The organism is Saccharopolyspora oryzae (assembly GCF_027853915.1).
Classification (GTDB): domain Bacteria; phylum Actinomycetota; class Actinomycetes; order Mycobacteriales; family Pseudonocardiaceae; genus Saccharopolyspora; species Saccharopolyspora oryzae.
The window spans coordinates 15384-31898 of the sequence record NZ_JAQGLA010000060.1 but is presented as its reverse complement, the minus strand read 5'-3'; the positions used below and the strand labels follow the sequence as shown (position 1 = coordinate 31898).

The 16515-nt window shown below is 71.1% G+C and carries 10 protein-coding genes; 6 read left to right on the top strand and 4 right to left on the bottom strand.

The genetic code is table 11. The features are described 5' to 3' along the window. Positions 1–43: 43 nt before the first annotated feature. Genes OU415_RS27185 through OU415_RS27170 form a run of 4 tightly spaced genes read right to left on the bottom strand, consistent with a single transcriptional unit; the run spans position 44 to position 10820 of the window. Positions 44–2296, bottom strand: a complete 2253-nt coding sequence (locus tag OU415_RS27185) for an SDR family NAD(P)-dependent oxidoreductase (protein WP_270952118.1) — start codon at positions 2294–2296, stop codon at positions 44–46. Further along, entirely contained in the window at positions 2293–3645 is a 1353-nt protein-coding gene (locus OU415_RS27180) for a cytochrome P450 (RefSeq protein ID WP_270952117.1), read from the bottom strand. Before OU415_RS27180 ends, OU415_RS27185 begins: the two co-directional genes overlap by 4 nt. After that, a complete protein-coding gene (locus OU415_RS27175; RefSeq protein ID WP_270952116.1) occupies positions 3638–9382 on the bottom strand; it encodes an SDR family oxidoreductase in 5745 nt (1914 codons plus the stop codon). The genes OU415_RS27180 and OU415_RS27175 overlap by 8 nt, the downstream gene beginning before the upstream one ends. Next, positions 9375–10820, bottom strand: coding sequence for an acyltransferase domain-containing protein (locus OU415_RS27170; RefSeq protein ID WP_270952115.1), 1446 nt, complete (start codon positions 10818–10820; stop codon positions 9375–9377). Before OU415_RS27170 ends, OU415_RS27175 begins: the two co-directional genes overlap by 8 nt. 521 nt (positions 10821–11341) lie before the next feature. Between OU415_RS27170 and OU415_RS27165 the strand changes: the two genes are divergently transcribed. From OU415_RS27165 to OU415_RS27140, 6 genes are all read left to right on the top strand, one after another. Then, complete coding sequence (locus tag OU415_RS27165; protein ID WP_270952114.1) at positions 11342–11707, top strand: hypothetical protein; 366 nt, start codon at positions 11342–11344, stop codon at positions 11705–11707. A gap of 182 nt (positions 11708–11889) precedes the next feature. Further along, positions 11890–12621: a GntR family transcriptional regulator gene (locus tag OU415_RS27160; RefSeq protein ID WP_270952113.1), complete on the top strand. Its 732-nt coding sequence runs from the start codon at positions 11890–11892 to the stop codon at positions 12619–12621. A 43-nt stretch (positions 12622–12664) separates the two neighbouring features. Further along, positions 12665–13729 (top strand): ABC transporter substrate-binding protein, encoded by a 1065-nt coding sequence (locus OU415_RS27155; RefSeq protein ID WP_270952112.1) that lies wholly within the window; start codon positions 12665–12667, stop codon positions 13727–13729. Then, entirely contained in the window at positions 13726–14802 is a 1077-nt protein-coding gene (locus OU415_RS27150) for an ABC transporter ATP-binding protein (protein ID WP_270952111.1), read from the top strand. The genes OU415_RS27155 and OU415_RS27150 overlap by 4 nt, the downstream gene beginning before the upstream one ends. Continuing rightward, entirely contained in the window at positions 14760–15647 is an 888-nt protein-coding gene (locus OU415_RS27145) for an ABC transporter permease (protein ID WP_270952109.1), read from the top strand. Before OU415_RS27150 ends, OU415_RS27145 begins: the two co-directional genes overlap by 43 nt. Then, positions 15644–16447, top strand: coding sequence for an ABC transporter permease (locus OU415_RS27140; RefSeq protein ID WP_270952108.1), 804 nt, complete (start codon positions 15644–15646; stop codon positions 16445–16447). The genes OU415_RS27145 and OU415_RS27140 overlap by 4 nt, the downstream gene beginning before the upstream one ends. The last annotated feature ends 68 nt before the right edge of the window (positions 16448–16515 follow it).

Sequence of the window (16515 nt, the reverse complement as noted above, 5' to 3'; positions counted from 1 at the left end):
CGGTGGTCGGGAAGCGGCAGCTCCGGCGTTCAGTCCGCGGCTATCACGTCCCGTCCGCGCCCGGTCCTCGCACGGCCAGTGCGACCTGCCGGGTGCCGCGATCGACCGCGTACCAGGTCTTCCCGGCCGGCTCGGCGACCAGGAGGTCGGCCCGCTGCGGGTCGCCGCCGATCGTGATCCGCCCGATTAGCAGCCGGTCGGTCGACGTGCCGGAAAGCGCCATGCGCAGGACGTTCTCCAGCGCGGTGGTCGGGAGCAGCGAGGTCGGCGGCGGCTCCGCCGCCCACAGGTCGGCATCCGCGCACGGCGCGAGGGACGCGGTGCGGGTGCCGCAGGGATGCTGCCGCCACCGGGCCAGCGGCACGACCAAGCCCCGCCAGTGCACTGTGGACGCTGCGACCCCGAGCGGTTCACCGTCGGAGCCGGGTACCTGCGGTGCGGTGTCGTCCGGTTCTCGGCAGCGCCCGGTCATCGCGGCGATCTGCGCCCCCGCACCGGTGCGGAACACAACTCGGAGCGACCCGTCGGATTCGGCTGAAGTCGTTCTGAGCAACTGGATTTCGCCGTCCGACAGGCGCAGGCCCGGCAGGTCCACCTCGACGTCGACGAGTTCGCGCACCGGTCCGGCGAACCATTCGGCCGACCGGAGCGCGTTGTCCAGCAGGAGCGTGATGGGCAGGGCCGGGTCACCGCCCACCAGGACGTCCCCGGTCACCGGGGTGTCCTCGGCGCGGAACCGGACCTCGGACACCAGGCGTTTCCCCGGACGCCATTCGACCGGATCTCCGAGGTGGAAGACCCGCGGATGCACCTCGGCGAAACCCGGCAGCGAACGCTCGGCAGGGAATTGCCCGGCCTGCGCCACGCTGATCCCGGTGTCGACCGGTCCGAGGAAGGCGACCTCCCCGCTGTGCGGTGCGGCGAGCTCGTCGCACCAGCGCCCCAGCCCGTCGGCGGGATCCATCGCGGGCATGTACTTCACCGCGGCGTCCACATTGGATGATGCGCTCAGCGACTGCCACAGCGGCCAGCACAGGGTCTGGACGTCGAGCCCGCTGACCCGGCGCGCCCAAAGTCCGAGGCGTGCGAGGGCTTCGTTGCCCGCGGCGTAGTCGAGCTCGCCGACCATCCCGCCGAGGCGACCGGTGAGCGACCCCGAGTTGCAGAAGAACTTCAGCTCCCGGTCCCGCACCGCGGTGAAGACCCGGAGGAACCCGGTGACCTTGATCGCGACCCCGGCGAGGAAGTCCCGGTCCGACTTGGCGGGCAGCCGAGCGGGCCGGTCCACCCCGGCGAAGTAGACGACCCCGGTGAGGTCCGGGATCCCGGCGATCAGGTCCGCCACCGCGTCCGGGGCGGTGATGTCGCAGTGCGCGAACCGGAGCGGCAGCCCTTCGCCTTCGGCTGCCGACAGGTTCTTCTGCAGCGTGCGCCTCCGCCGCAGCCGGTCGATCCGCTCCCGGGTGTCGCGGACGGTGCCGTCGGCGGCGGCTCGGCGCATGAGGTCTCGCCGGTAGTCGTCGAACTCCGCGTCGTCGAGGAGCGCCCACTCCTCGCTGCCCGTCGGCGGCCTGGTCCGCCCGGTGACCACGACGCGGCAGCCGCGGCGGGCGAGGGTCCTCGCCAGCTCGAAACCGATGCCGCTCCAGCCACCGCAGACGAGCACGACGTCGCCGTCCCCGAGCGGCACCGACGGCTCCCCGACGGCCTGCGCACGCGGTGTCAGCGCGTGCCGGATCCCGTCGCGGTGGCCGATTTCCGCCGGGCCGGTCGCGTACAGCTCGGCTGCCGCGATGTCCGGCAACCCGGCGACATCCGGGCGGCCGACGTCGACGACCCGGGCGTTGATGTTCGGGATCTCGCGGTGCAGCGTCTTGGCCAGACCGGCCCAGATCCCGCCCAGCGGCTGGTGGATGGGCCCGTCCCCGTACCCGGAACGGCCGTCGAGGTAGGTGACGGCCAGGTACGCCAGCCGACGGGCGTCGGTCTCCTCGCTCCAGTCCGGGTAGCAGGCGCGCAGCACTGCGAGGGTGCGGAGCAGCGCGCCCTCCGCGGCGTCGGGGGAGTCCGGCGCGAACGGTTCGGCGAAGGTGAGGTCCACGACGGCATCCGGTGTCCCGGAGTCGCCGAGCTGCCACGGGAGCGCGCCGCGGTCGACCAGCACCCCGGTGACTGCTTCCGCCGCCCCGGTCGCGCCCCCGATCACTGCCACGCGGCGGCCGGAGAGGTCGGGCGCAGGCCCGTTCGGTGCGGGCCCGCCGGCCCACACGAACCGCTGCACTCGGGCCGTGATCATTCCTGGTCGATCCGCTCGATGCGCATCTGGACGCCGGTCTTCGGGCGCAGCGACACCAGACCGGTCGGCACCACCTGGTGGCCCGACGCCAGGTCCAGCCGGTACCGCTGGGTGATCATGGCGACGGCGAGCTGCAGCTCCAGCAGCGCCAGGTGGTGGCCGATGCAGTGCCGCTGGCCGCCGCCGAACGGCAGGTAGCGGTAGCGCGTGGTGTGCCGGTTCGCCGGGCAGAACCGCTCCGGGTCGAACGCCTCCGGCGACTCCCACACGTCCGCGTTGTGGTGCGCGGCGTGCGGCGAGATGAGCACCGTGGTACCCGCCGGGACGTGGTAGCCGCCGATCTCGTCGTCCTCGACCGCATCGCGCGGGTAGACCCAGATCGGCGGGTAGACGCGCAGCGACTCGTCCACCACCTGCCGCAGGTAGGTCAGCTTCGGCAGGTCCTCGACGGTCGGCGTCCGCCCGGCCAGCACCTCGTCGAGCTCGGCCGTCAGCTTCCGCCGCACGTCGGCGTGCTGGGCCACGGCGTAGAGCGTCCACGCCAGGGCGCAGCCGGTGGTCTCGTGCCCGGCCATGAAGTGGGTCTTCAGCTCGGCCCGGATCGCGCGATCGTCCCAGGGACGCCCGGTCTCCGGGTGCTCGGCCGACAGCAGCGCGGCGACCAGGTTGTCGTCATCGGTGCCGCGGGCGCGCTGCCGGGCGATGACGTCGTCCAGCACGCCGTTGAGCACCGCCTGGTGCTTCTTGAGATCGCGCTGGTAGCGCGTCGGGACCCAGCGCGGGAGCATCTGCTCCACCTTGCCGGTGATGATCATCGCCTTGATCGCGAAGCGCACGACGGGCAGCAGCTCGTCGGCGCGGTCCCGGAGGTCGACGCCGAACAAGGTGCGGCTGAGCACCCCCATGGACAACCGCATCACGTCGTCGACGATGTCGATCACTTCGCCGTCCCGCGCCGGTTCGGCCCAGCTGTCCAGCAGGTCGTCCACGCACTCGGTGATGATCGGGGCGGCGGACTCCAGCCGGGCGCGCTGGAAGAACGGCTGCGCGACCTGCCTGCGGGCCTTCCACTCGGCGCCGTCGGTGGTCAGCATCCCGTGGCCCATGAAGAGGTTGAAGCCCCGGTAGAAGCGCCCCCGCCGGTAGTTGCCGGGGTTGTCCTGCAGCACGTGCTTGATGAGCTCCGGATCGGTCACCTGGTGCACCAGGTACGGGCCGAGCTTGACCCGCGCGATTCCGCCGAACCGGCGCTGCAGGTCGCTGATCAGCCCGAGCGAGTTGCTCTTGAACTTGCTCAGCGCGCCGATCAGGTGACCGCCGTCGGGTCCCGGAGCGCTCCGGTCAGCCATGTGGTCCTCCCGCGGTGTGGAACTGCCCGGTGGTGATGTCGACGTGCCCGAGCACCTTCGCCTGGATGTCCTTGATCTGGGCCAGCACCCGGCCGTCGGGCCCGGCGGCGACGAACCGGTTGCCCTGCCGGGTGCCGAAGGTGATCTCCGGTGGTGACGCGTAGAGCTCGACCGGGCCGGATCCGGCCAGGGCGCGGTCGTTCGCCCGCTGGTACAGGTCGATGCGGCGGATCGCGGTCGGCACCGCCACCGGCATCGAGCGGTCGTCTACGAGGTGCAGCACGCCCATCCGGGCCATCCCGTCGAGCAGCAGGTTCGGCATGGTGAACGCCGACCAGACCGGGTCGGCGCCGGCCAGGTCCGGGGCGAACCGGGCGCGCTTGCCGAGCGGGTGCAAGCGGGTGCCGGTGGTGCAGGCGAACGGTCCGCTCAACGCGACCGGTGACCCGGGCAGGTGGTACGGGTCGGGGACGGCGCGTTCGGCGGGGTCCGGTTCCCACGGCTGCCAGCGCATCTCCGCGAACCGCGGCGCGAGCAGGACCCGGCAGCTGAAGTGCGGCTTGTCGCGGGCGGCCAGGACACCGCGCGGCGACACGACGTCCGAGGTGATCCGCACGTCGACGGTCACGAGGTCGTCGGAGCTGTCCAGCACGGTCGCGCGGATCCGCTTCGGTTGCGACCGCACGTCCTCGCGGACCTGGATGAACCGGTCGAACCGCAGGTCCGCGAAGCCGACGACCTCGAGGTCCGGGCGCAGCCGCAGCGCGGCCTCGCCGGCGAGCTCGGCGACGAACAGGCCCGGCAGGGTGGGGTGGCCGCGCACCAGGTGTCCGCGCAGGTAGCCGTCGGTGGTCAGGTCCATCGGGCACTCGTGGACCGCCGAACCGTCCTGTTCGGACACCGCCTTCCGGAGGTAGAAGCCACCGGGGCGGTCCGGCTCGGTGCGGGGCTGCCAGAAGTCCGGGTAGAACCGGGCGACGGTGTTGCGCTCGGCCTCGCCGAGGTGCACGGTGTGCGGATCCCGCTCCGGTGCGTGCAGTTCCCGGACGAAGTGGTGGATCCCCTCGGACACCGGCATGTTCGAGTACGACGCAGCGCGTTCGTAGTACTTGCTGATCAGCCCGCCGGCCCCCATGCCGGTGCCGCTCCACAACGTCCAGCCGATGGTCAGCTCGTCGGCGCCGGTGGTCCGGGCGGCGAACTCGCCCGCCGCGGCGAGGTAGTCGTTCGCGGAGGCGTAATCGGTCTCGCCGACCTGGCCGAAGAAGCCGAGCAGCGAACCGAAGTTGCACCACGTCCCGACCTGCCGCCCGGCCAGGGCGCGCTTGAGGTTGCGGTGGGCGAGCAGCTTCACGTCGCGGACCCGCCGAAACTCGCCGAAGTCCTTGCGCTCCAACCGGGTTGAACTGCTCCGCCCGGCCGCGTTGATCAGCAGGTCGATCGCCGGCTCCGCCGCGAAGATGTCGTCCACCACCCGCTGGACGGCGACCGGATCCGTGACGTCGCAGGCGTGGTAGTGCACCGAGCTCGCGTGTGCGCTCATTTCGGCGATGTTCTGCCGGGCCCGCCGCGCCTCGACCATGCGGTCGTACTCGCGGTTGAGCTGCGCGACGGAGGTGCCGCGGCGCTGCGCCAGCTGCTCGCGCAGCCAGCCCTTGCGCCGGCCGGAGAACTCGTCGTCACCGGCGGCGAAGACCTCCGGGGGATAGCTGTCCAGCGGATTGCTGCCGATCAGGTGCAGCTTCACGCCGAACTGCTCGGCGAACGACTTGAGCAGTTCGGCGGTGATGCCGCGCGCACCACCGACCGCCACGACCACCGACTCCGGGCCGAACCGCGCAGGAACCGGCTCAGGCAGTTCCACCGGGCGTTCGACGAGCCCGTGGACGTGGCGCTCACCCCGGTCGTAGAAGACCACCGGAAGCGTGCGCCGCACCCGGCTCTCCTGCTCCGCGACGCGCAGTCCCGCTGCCGCCGTTCTCTCGTCGGTGGCGAGCACGAACCGCACGGCGTCGGGGGATTCGAGGTGCCCTGCCTTCATCAGCCCGGAGAACAGGCCGTGGTGGGGATGCGGCACACCGTCCGGCAGCGCACCCAGCAGCAGGGCGATCACCGAGGCGTCCAAGGCCCGCTGCATGACCAGGAAGGTGAGGTCGTGCAGCGCGTCGACCTGCGCGGATCCTTCGGAGAGGCACGTCTGCGGCGGCGCCGAAGCGGTCAGGTCGACGACCACCCGCACCGCGTCGGGGCGGTGTCCGGCGAGCGCGGAATCGACTGCGTCCGGCGTGACCTCCGGCAGGTGGTGCCAGCCGGGGCGGGGAACCATCTCGGGCGCGCAGCAGAGCACCCGCGCGCCCTCGGGCAGCGACAGCGGCTCGACCAGCTCCGGCCGATCGGTGAGCAGCACCGCGCCGGGCGGCAGGAACGGCGTATCTGGCAGCGCCGGTTCGCGCGCCTCGGGCCGGAGCTCCGCGACGTGCCGCTTGACCTGGCACGGCCGGCCCGGCGCGTGTTCCACGGCGTTGCCGAACCGGCCGTCCAGCTGACCGGGCGTGGACGCCGGGGCGGTCAGGTCCAGCCGGGTCGCGGGGGAGTCGGACTCGGCGTGGCACACCACAGTGGACGGTCCGCTGCCGGTGATCAGCTGCCGCAGCACGGCCAAACCACCCGCACCGCCGAGATAGCGGGCGTTCTCCGGCGCCGGCACACCGCACTCGACCACCTCGCGGGACTCCGGGGCGTCGGCCGGGCCGACGTCGTCCACCCAGCCGAGGACGCGCAGCCCAGCGGCTTCGGCGACCTCCTCCCGGGCCAGGGCGAACAGGAACGCACCCTCCGCCGGGTCCGCCCCCGGCACCAGGTCGCCGAGCATCGGGCGGAACTCGGCGAGGCCGTTCCCGTTCGTCCCGCCCACCAGGGCGACGTCGATCTCGCCCGCCTCCAGGTACCCGGCGGCGACGTCGAACGCGGCCAGCGTCGAGGCGAGTCCCGCGTCCAGCGTGAGGTTCGGACCGTGCAGGTCGAAGTAGTTCGCCACCCGCGCCGAGATGATGTTCGGCATGATGCCGGAGAACGAGTCCTCGTTGGACGGTGGCACCAGGTCGTGCGCGCGTTCCCGCAGACCGTGCAGCAGCTTGGGCAGCAGATCGGACTCGGCGAGCGCCGGATTTCCGGTCAGGGCCTTGCCGATGTCGTCCAGGTAGCACCGGTTGGCGTAGAGCATGCCGTTGCGGGTGGGGCCGAGATGACCCACGAACACCCCGGTCCGCTCCGCGTGCTCCTGCCACGCGGCACCGAGCTGGTCCCGCAGCTGGTGACCGCACTCCAGGGCCATCAGCTGGCAGCGGTCCACCGTGCGGACCGTCGGTGGCGGCAGCCGCACCCGCGAGAACGGCGGCGCCGGGTACTTCTCGCCGAAGCTCGTGGCGGGTCCGGGGGCCCGGCCGTCGAGCCAGGCTTCGACCGCTGCCCGGTCGTCGAGTCCGGGCAGGTGCGCGGCCCACCCGACGATCGCGATGCGCTTGCGCGGTCGGGCCTCGGCCGCGGTCCGCGCGATCGGCCGGCGCGGTGGTTCGGCGATGATCAGGTGGGCGTTCGTGCCGCCGAAGCCGAACCCGGTGACCGCGACCGTGCGCTCCCGGTCCTCCCGAGCGGGGAGCGGGTGCGCCTCGGCCGGGATGCTCAGCGCGGAACTGCCCTCGGTGAAACCCCTGGTGAGCGCGTTGAAGCGGAACTGCGGCGGGACGACCTCGTGCCGCATGCCGAGCATCGCCTCGATGAGCGACACCACCCCGGCCGCCCACCCGGTGTGCCCGATCAGGGACTTGTTCGAGGTGACCGGGACCGCGCCCGGATCCCGTCCGTAGCGGTCGTGCAGGGTGTTGAGCTCGGCGAGGTCACCGGCCGGTGTTCCGGTCGCGTGCGCGATGATCCAGTCGGGCCGCTCCTCGGCCCGGGCCCTGGTCAGCGCGCGGGCCTGCCCCTCCGGATTCGGTGCGTAGATGGCCTTCCCACGCCCGTCGGAGGAGGTACCGGTGCTGCGCAGCACGGCCAGGACCTCGTCGCCGTCCGCGCGCGCCCGGCTCAACCGCTTGAGCACCACGACGGCGGCACCGTCGGCGAAGATCACGCCGTCCGCGTCCTCGTCGAGGGAGCGCACCTCGCCCCGCTTCGACAGGCCGCGCAGCTTCGAGAACAGCACGGTGCCACGCGGTCCGAGGGCGAAAGCGCCGCCGCACACGGCGACATCGGTACTTCCGCTCAGCAACGCCTTGGCCCCGATGTCCACCGCGTAGAGCGACGACGAGCACGCCGTGTCGACCATCTGCACCGATGCCGTGGCAGGCAGCACGCCGTCGATCGCCAGCCTGCCCACCCGGTGCGGCAGGAAGCGGGCGGCCTCCGCCTCGGCACCGCGCCGGTAGCGGTCGGACAGGGTGCGCCGGACCTCGCCGCGCAGCACGTCGGCCCGGTCCGGATCGAGGTCGGCGAGCAGGGCGTCGGCCTGGTCCACCGCCGCAGTGAGCACCCCGGCCTCTTCGAGGTGCTGGTTGCCGTCCGGGGTGTAGCCGAAGATGCAGCGGACCCGGTCGCTGGACTCCGTGCTGACGCCGCGCATCGCCTGCACGACGCTGTGCCGCAGCCAAGCGGTGGTGAACTCCTCGCGCTCGTCGACAGGCCGGTCCGTGGGCCGGAAGTCGGTGATGAACACGCACCGGTCCTGGTAGGCCTTGTCCTCCGCGTGCTCGTCCGGCGAGTGGAACGAGTCCCGGTCCCAGCGGTCCGGCGGTACCGGGACGAACAGCTCGGCGCCGGTCTGCCGCAGCTCCCAGAACTCGTCCGGACTGTTGGCCCCGGCCACCGCCATGCCCATCCCGACGACCGCCACTTCGTCCACTTCGGACTCTTCGGGGAGCGGTTCCTCCGCCGTGCGCTCCACGGCAGGTCGAGCAGGCGGGGGAGAGAGCAGCGGAACACCCAGCGACAGCCCGCCGTCGGCGACCACCGTCTGCCCGGTGATCCAGCGCGAGTCGTCACCCACCAGGAACGCCACGAGATCGGCGAACTCCTCCGGGGTGCCGAGGCGCTGGAACGGCGTGGCGGCGCGGACGGCCGCCTGCATCTGCTCGGCCTGCGGGAACGCGTCCGCGACGTCGCTGACCAGCATCGCCGCCGACGCGGTGTTCACCCGGATCCCGTCGGCGGCGAACCGCGCGGCCAGGTAGCGCGTGAGCGCTTCGACCGCGGCCTTCGCCGGTGCGCAAGCCAGGTAGTTGGCCATGACGAACTGCGATGCGCCGAGCGTGGAGACGTTGGCGATGGCTCCGCCGCCGTGCCGGCGCATCAGCTCGGCCGCGCGCTCCGAACAGCGCAGCGCCCCCTTGACGTTGGTGTTCCAGCCCTTGTCCAGCTGCGCGTCGGTGACCTCGTCGTCGGCCACGAGCGCGCCGGAGGCGGCGCTGTTGACCAGGATGTCCAGCCGCCCGTACCGGTCGTCGATCTCGGCGAACATCCGGTCCACCTGTTCCGGCCGGGCCACCGAGGCGCGGATCAGGTCGATCTCGCCCGTCCCGGACAGTTCCGCCCGGGTCTGCTTCGCCTGCTCGTGGGAGTGGAAGTAGTTCACCACCACCCGTGCGCCACGCGCGAGCAGGGCCGCCGCGATCGCCTTGCCGACGTTGTGCGCACCGCCGGTGACCAGCGCGATCTTCCCCCCGAGCTCGCTGCGCTCAGGCATGCGCGGACTCCGCCGAGGAGAGCAGCCGCACGGTGTGGTCGACGACCTTGCCCATCTTGTCGTAGTCGGCCAACCGGAAGCCGTCGGCCGGCATCGGCAGCCCGAAGGTCTCCGAGACGCGGGTGAGCAGCTCGACCTGCTTCACCGAGTCGATGCCCAGTTCCGCTTCGAGCTCGACGTCGTCGGTGAACACCTCTTCCGGGTACTCCAAGGCGTCGGAGTACATCTTGCGCAGTTTCCCGGCGACCTCCGCCGGGTCGAGAACCGCCGCGCTGCTGGCCGGATCTTCTGACGACTGCGGGGCTTCCGGTTCTGCTGACGGTTGCGGGGTTTCCGGTTCTGGTGGCGTGGTGCGGGTGTCCTGGTAGCGCTCGAACTCCTGCCGGATCAGTTCGATGATCTGCGCGCCCCGGTCCGCCCAGAACGCGTCGAAAGCCGTTCCACCGGCCGCTTCCGGGGCCGGCAGCAGACCGGCTGCGCGCATCTCGCGCAAGGCGGAATCGATGCCCGCCGGGGGCAGACCGGCGACGGCGGTGGGTGCGGAGCTGCTCAGGTGCTGCCGCACGAACTTGCTCAACGAGCCCACAGCACCGCATTCGACGTAGGCCCGAACGCCCTTGGCCTCCAGTCGGCGGATGGTCGCCGCGAAGTGGACCGGGAGCGTGAGGTGGCTCGCCAGCGCGGCCGAGATGTCTTCGTCGTCGCGGTACTCCCGGTCCAGGATCGGCGAGTGGACCCGGGTCCGCAGCGGTCGTCGGGGAATGTCGCGGATGGCCGCGGTGAACCGGTCGGTGGTCGGCAGCAGCAGCGGGCTGTGGAACGGAGCGGGCGATTCGAGCTGCGCGAACGAAACACCGACCGCACCGGTCACCGCGCGCAGCTGCGCCATCGACTCCGCGGGGCCGGACACCACCGTCTGGCGGTCGTGGTTCTCCGCGGCGATCACCAGGTCGTCGTCGCCGACGGCGGACAGCAGCGACCGCGCGCGGTCCGCGTCGGTGGCAAGCGCAGCCATGCACCCGTCCCGCAGCTCGGTCTCCTCGACGACCCGGACCCGGTGCCAGATCAACCGCGCGCCGTCGGCGACGGTGTACGCACCGGCGCACACCAGCGCAGCGATCTCACCCAGGCTGTGGCCGAGCAGCAGGTCGGGGCGGAGACCGCTGCTGCGGAGGGCGTGGTGGACCGCGACGTCGGTGCCGTAGATGGCCAGCTGGGACACCCACGGTTCGTCGGCGAGCAGGGCGCCGAGCTTCGGGGGTTCGTCGCCGAACACGACGTCCGACAGGCGACGTCCGGTTTCGGCGAGGGTCACGCCGTCGATCTCCTCGAACACGTCCTGGGCGTCCGGGTGGTTCTTCGCCGCGTCGGCCAGCGCTTCTCCGTCGAAAGCGCCCTGCCCGGGAAACAGCGCGACGACATCAGCGGATCGGTCCACAGCAGTTCCTCCTCTCCTACGCCGGACGATCGCGTTCTCGAACGTTCGTCTCGGCCTGACCGGTCGGACTTCCGGCGGCCCGGAGCGGCCGGGTCGCCGGGCGTGCGGAACGGGCGCAGGTCGCACGGAACTCCGCAGGTGGATCGCGCCGGTCAGCGGTGTTCGGCGGCGATCGCCACTCGCGGTGTCGGCACCGCGCCGTCGGGGAGGGAACGCGGTGTGCAGAGCATCGATTTCCAGCCCAGTCTGGCACGCCGGAGCAGGCCCACAAATATCAAGGAAGATGCACCGCGCATACATAATTCGACGCAACAGCGTGCACCTGCGCGAAAAATCCCTTCCCGGACAAGGACTTTCGGTCGCATCGGCGAATACGACAAAGCTGGCGAGGGATCGCTGACGAGGGCGAAAAACCCTCTACGTCAGGACCTTTGGATCTGCAGAAGAGGAGTTCGCGTCGAACCGGTGCATGTTTTGCCGGATCCGGTTTCGGGGGCGCCGGGAGTTGGTAATCTCCGGTCATGCCGGTACCCGCAGCTGTGCGCGAGCAGATCCGGGCGTTCCTCGGCGAGGACGACGAGATCAGGTACGTCTTCCCCGCGGACGTCCTGATGAGCGTGCAGTCGAGCGTGCTCGTCGTGGTGAGCAGCAAGGCGGTCACGGTGCTCTCGACGGGCTTCTGGTCCAGGAAGAAGCCGAAATCGGTCCTCGCGCGGTTGCCGCGCAACACCGTCCTCGGCCCGGTGGACGTGCAGTCGACCCCGTGCTTCACCCTCGACGGCATCGACTACGAGATCGACGACGAGTACGTCGCGGTGGTCAACGCCGCCGACTCGGAGATCACGTCGCCCCGGGACTTCCCGCCGGATCCGCTGCCGGACCTCTGACCCGCGCGAGCCGCTGACCCGACCCGGGAGTCGCGCTGGCGGTAGCAACGGATCCTCGGCCTGAGCGAAAGCCGCCCTGGTGCAGGGGGAGTGCTGCTGCGGTGCGGTCTGCGCCCGCCGCAGAAGTCATATCTTTTCGCACTATTGACATATCATGTGCGCGTGCCCACTATCTGCTGTTCATGAGCGGACGTGACCTCCCGCTGCACGCGCGGATACGCAGGGAGCTGGAGGCGCACATCCAGGAAGGTCGGTGGGCGCCCGGGACCCGGATTCCCACCGAGTCCGAGCTCGGCGAGCAGTACGGCGTCTCCCGGATCACGGTGCAACGCGCGCTCCGGGACCTGGCCGATACCGGCATGGTCGTGCGGTACCGGCGGCACGGCACGTTCGTCGCGCAGACCGCCGGGGAGCACAACCTGCTCCGGGCGACCGGACTGCTGGTCAGCGGTGCTGAGATGCACGGTGACCACCGGGTGATCAGCGCTCAGGTGCTGCTCGCCGAGCAGGCCGCCCTGGTGTTGCCGGACCTGGCCGGTGACGAAGCCGTCGTCCAGGTCGAACGCCACAAGCTGAGCGCGGACGGCGGGAGGGTGGCGATCGCGGAACTGGCCGTGCTGCCGTTCCGCTTCGCGCCCGACCTGCTGGACCAACCGCTGGTCACCACGACCACGCACGTCTACCTCCGCAACCGCGGGGTCAAGTTGGGGCGGAGCCGGCTCTACGTGGAGCCGCACGCGCTGGACGACGAGCACGCCGAGCTGTTCGGGCTGCCCGTCGGCACCCCGGTCTTCCGCTGGCTGCGGATCACCTGGAGCGCCGACGGCGACGTCGTCGAGCACCTCCGCGCCATCCTGCCCGCCGAAACTTCCCGGTTCTACGTCGAAAGCACGCTCAACGGCCCGCCGTTCTGAGCCCCTCCGCACCCCTCGCCCTGAGCCAGTTCGGGAGACGATCATGCGTTCACGCCGTTCCCTGCTCACCACCATCGTCGCCGTCGCAGGCGCTGCCGCGCTCGGCCTCACCGGGTGCGCCCCGCCGAACCCGTCCGCCCAGGCCGGGACCCTGGTGATCGCCGGCTACGGCGGTTCGTTCGAAACTTCCTTGCGCGAGACGGTCATCCCCGAGTTCGAGAAGACCTGTTCCTGCAAGATCACCTACATCCCCGGTTCGTCCACCGACAGCATCGCCAAGCTCAAGGCGCAGCAGGCGAGCCCGCAGATCGACGTCGCGCTGCTCGACGACGGGCCGCAGGCGCAAGCCGTCGAGGCCGGGCTCCTCGCGCCGCTGGACACGAAGGTCGTCCCCGTCGACCAGGTGGTGGACGTGGCGCGGCTGCCCGGGGACGTCGGCGTCGGATTCGGCATGACCGCGACCGGCATCGCCTACAACCCGGACTGGTTCGCGCAGCACGGGGTTCCGGCGCCGTCCAAGTGGATGGACCTCGCCGATCCGCGGCTCAAGGGCGCGCTCGTGCTGCCCTCGATCACCAACACCTACGGCGTCGGGCTGCTGGTCGGATCGGCCGTGGCCAACGGCGGTTCCGAGCAGGCGATCCAGCCCGGGTTCGACGCGGTCGGCAAGATCGCGGGCAACGCGGTCACGTTCGACACCACGGCCGATGTGTCCAACTACTTCCTGCAGGGGCAGGCCGCGGCGTCGGTGTGGGGCGTGTCCCGGGTGTCCACGCTCGCGGAGAAGAACTTCCCGGTGCGCTTCGTCTACCCGGAGGAGGGCGCGCTCGCCCTGGTGGCCACCGCGAACGTCGTCAACAAGGCGCCGCACAACGAGCTGGCGCAGAAGTTCGTCGCCCACCTGCTGGACGAGAAGGTGCAGACCGCAGTCGCCGGCAGCACGTACGACGGCCCGACCGTCAAGGGTGTGACCATCGATCCCGCGCTGGCCGAGAAGCTCGTCGGCCCCGACTCGATCGGCAAGCTGCGCAAGCTCGACTGGAAGGTCATCAACCAGCAGCGGTCGGCCTGGACCGACCAGTGGAACAAGCAGGTGGAGAACCGGTGACGACTCTTGCGGAAACCGCCACCCGCGGTCGGCTGCGGTTGTCGGAACTGCGGAAGAGCTTGGGCGGCAAGGAGATCGTGCGCGGCATCGAGCTGAGCACCGAGCCCGGCGAGTTCCTCACCCTGCTCGGCCCGTCCGGCTGCGGCAAGACGACGACGCTGAACATCATCGCCGGGCACCTGCTGCCGGATTCCGGCACCGTCGAGGTCGACGGCCGGGACCTGACCGCCACGCCGGCGCATCGCCGCACCATGGGCATGGTCTTCCAGTCCTACGCGCTGTTCCCGCACATGACGGTCGCCGACAACGTCGGTTTCGGGCTGCGGATGCGCCGGAGCGGCCGCGCCGAGCGGGCCTCGAAGGTCGCCGACGCGCTCGAGATGGTCGGGCTCGACGGCATGGCGCAGCGGTATCCCCGGCAGCTCTCCGGCGGGCAGCAGCAGCGGGCCGCGTTGGCCCGGGCGCTGGTGGTCGAGCCGGACCTGCTGCTGCTCGACGAGCCGTTCTCGAACCTGGACGCCCAGCTGCGGGTCCGGCTGCGGGAGGAGGTCGTGGCGCTGCAACGCCGCATCGGCACCACCACGATCCTCGTCACGCACGACCAGGAGGAGGCGTTGGCGGTCTCCGACCGGATCGCGGTCATGGACCAGGGCGTGATCCACCAGCTGGCGACCCCGCAGGAGGTGTACCTGCGACCGGCCACCGACTTCGTCGCCCAGTTCATCGGCGAGGTCAACGTGCTGGACGGCACCGCCGAGGGCGGTGCGGCGTGCCGGATCGCCGACGGTGTCGTCGTCTCGGCGGACCCGGTCGGCGAGCAGCCGCGGCCGGGCGACGACGTGCGGATCTACGTGCGGCCGGAGGCGATCCGGCTCGCGTCCTCGGGAGAAGGGCTGTCCGGCACGGTCCGGGACACCCGGTTCCTGGGCGCCAAAGCGCGGTGCACGGTGTCCACAGTGGCCGGTGCGGTCGAAGTTTCGCTGCCGTTCGGCGAATCCGTGCCGGAGGTGGGGCAGGAGGTGAAGTGCAGGTGGCAACCGCAACACGCGTCGCTGGCGGTCCGGGGGTCCTGACGCCCCGCCGCGGACGGCGCTGGCGCACCGGACTGCTGCTGGCGGCACCGGCCATCGCGGCGTGCGCCCTGCTGTTCATCGCACCGCTGTTCACGTTGGTGCTCAACAGCTTCCGGACGCAGCAGGGCGATCTGACGCTGGCCAACTACGTCCGGTTCCTCGGTGACCCGTTCTACCGCGACATCCTGTGGCACACCCTCTGGATCGGCGCCCTGACCACCGCGGGCTGCCTGGTGCTGGGCTACCCGTTCGCGATGTACCTGCGCGGCCGGTCGCCGCGGATGCGCAACTACCTCTCGCTGATCCTGCTCTCCCCGCTGCTGATCAGCATGGTGATCCGGGCCTACGGCTGGCTGGTGGTGCTCGGCCCGAACGGGCCGATCGCCGGTGCGCTGGGCTTGTTCGGCATCGATCCGCCCGCGCTGCTCTACACCGACACCGCCGTGGTGATCGGCATGGTGCACGTGATGTTCGCGTACATGGTCCTGCCGCTGATCGGGAGCCTGGACCGGATCGACCCCACGCTGGTGCCGGCCGCCAAGGGGCTGGGTGCGAACGCGTGGAGCTGCTTCTGGCGGATCACCCTGCCGCTGTCGGCGCCCGGCATGCTGGCCGGGTCGTTGATCGTGTTCAGCTTGACGGTGTCCAGCTTCGTCACCCCGGCCATCCTGGGCGGCCCGACGGTCAAGCTGATGCCCTACTTCGTCTACACCGAGGCGACGAACACCTTGGACTGGCCGTACGCGGCGGCCATCGGCTTCATCCTGATCGTGGTGACCACGCTGCTGGTCGCGGTCTACTCCCGGCTGTTGCAGGGGCGCGGGGAGAGGGGAACGTTCGCATGAACCGGACGGCACGCGCGCTGGGCGCCGGCTTCGCCACCCTGGTCGCCCTCTTCCTGCTCGCCCCGGTCCTGGTGACGGTCGCATCGTCGCTGACCACGACGAGTTACGTGTCCTTCCCACCGCAGGGCCTCACGCTGCGCTGGTACGTCGAACTGCTGCACCGGCCGGAGTTCCTGAGCTCGTTCGCGCTCAGCCTCGGCGTCGCGGCCGCCGCCGCGGTGGTGTCCGCGCTGCTCGGACTGGGTGCGGGGTTGGCGATCCACCGCTACCCGTTCCCGGGCCGGTCGGTGCTGGACAACTTGTTCTCCAGCGCGTTCGCGGTACCGACGATCGTGCTCGGCATCGGTCTGCTGCAGTGGTTCGCGCAACTCGGCCTGGCGGCCAGCCCGGTCACGCTGCTGCTGGCGCACCTGATGCTGACCGTGCCCTACACGGTGCGGTTGGTGCTCGCCGGGCTCGCGGGCCTGGACCGCTCCGCGGAACGCGCCGCGGCCGGTCTCGGCGCGTCGCCGCCGAAGGTGTTCTGGCACGTCACGCTGCCCGCCCTGCGCGGGTCGCTGATCGCCGGTGCGTTCTTCGCGCTGATCACGTCCTTCGACGACCTCACGGTCGCGTTGTTCGTGGTCACCACCGACATGCAGACGCTGCCGGTGCGCATCTTCAACTACCTGCAGTACAACTACGACCCGACGGTCACCGCGGTCGGCACGCTGATGGTGCTGTTCGCGGCGGTGGCGGTCGTCATCATCGAGCGGGTCGTCGGTGTGGCGCGGCTGTTCGGGACGGAGTCGGACCGCTGAACCAGCCGGATCGGGCTCGACCTGTCCGCGCTGGCAGGTCGAGCCCCTACGTGTCCACAAAGGATTGA

Excerpts from the sequence above, each read along its gene's own strand:
- OU415_RS27185 (WP_270952118.1), bottom strand. The coding sequence starts at position 2,296 with ATGATCACGGCCCGAGTGCAGCGGTTCGTGTGGGCCGGCGGGCCCGCA.
- OU415_RS27180 (WP_270952117.1), bottom strand. The coding sequence starts at position 3,645 with ATGGCTGACCGGAGCGCTCCGGGACCCGACGGCGGTCACCTGATCGGC.
- OU415_RS27175 (WP_270952116.1), bottom strand. The coding sequence starts at position 9,382 with ATGCCTGAGCGCAGCGAGCTCGGGGGGAAGATCGCGCTGGTCACCGGC.
- OU415_RS27165 (WP_270952114.1), top strand. The coding sequence starts at position 11,342 with ATGCCGGTACCCGCAGCTGTGCGCGAGCAGATCCGGGCGTTCCTCGGC.
- OU415_RS27160 (WP_270952113.1), top strand. The coding sequence starts at position 11,890 with ATGAGCGGACGTGACCTCCCGCTGCACGCGCGGATACGCAGGGAGCTG.
- OU415_RS27155 (WP_270952112.1), top strand. The coding sequence starts at position 12,665 with ATGCGTTCACGCCGTTCCCTGCTCACCACCATCGTCGCCGTCGCAGGC.
- OU415_RS27140 (WP_270952108.1), top strand. The coding sequence starts at position 15,644 with ATGAACCGGACGGCACGCGCGCTGGGCGCCGGCTTCGCCACCCTGGTC.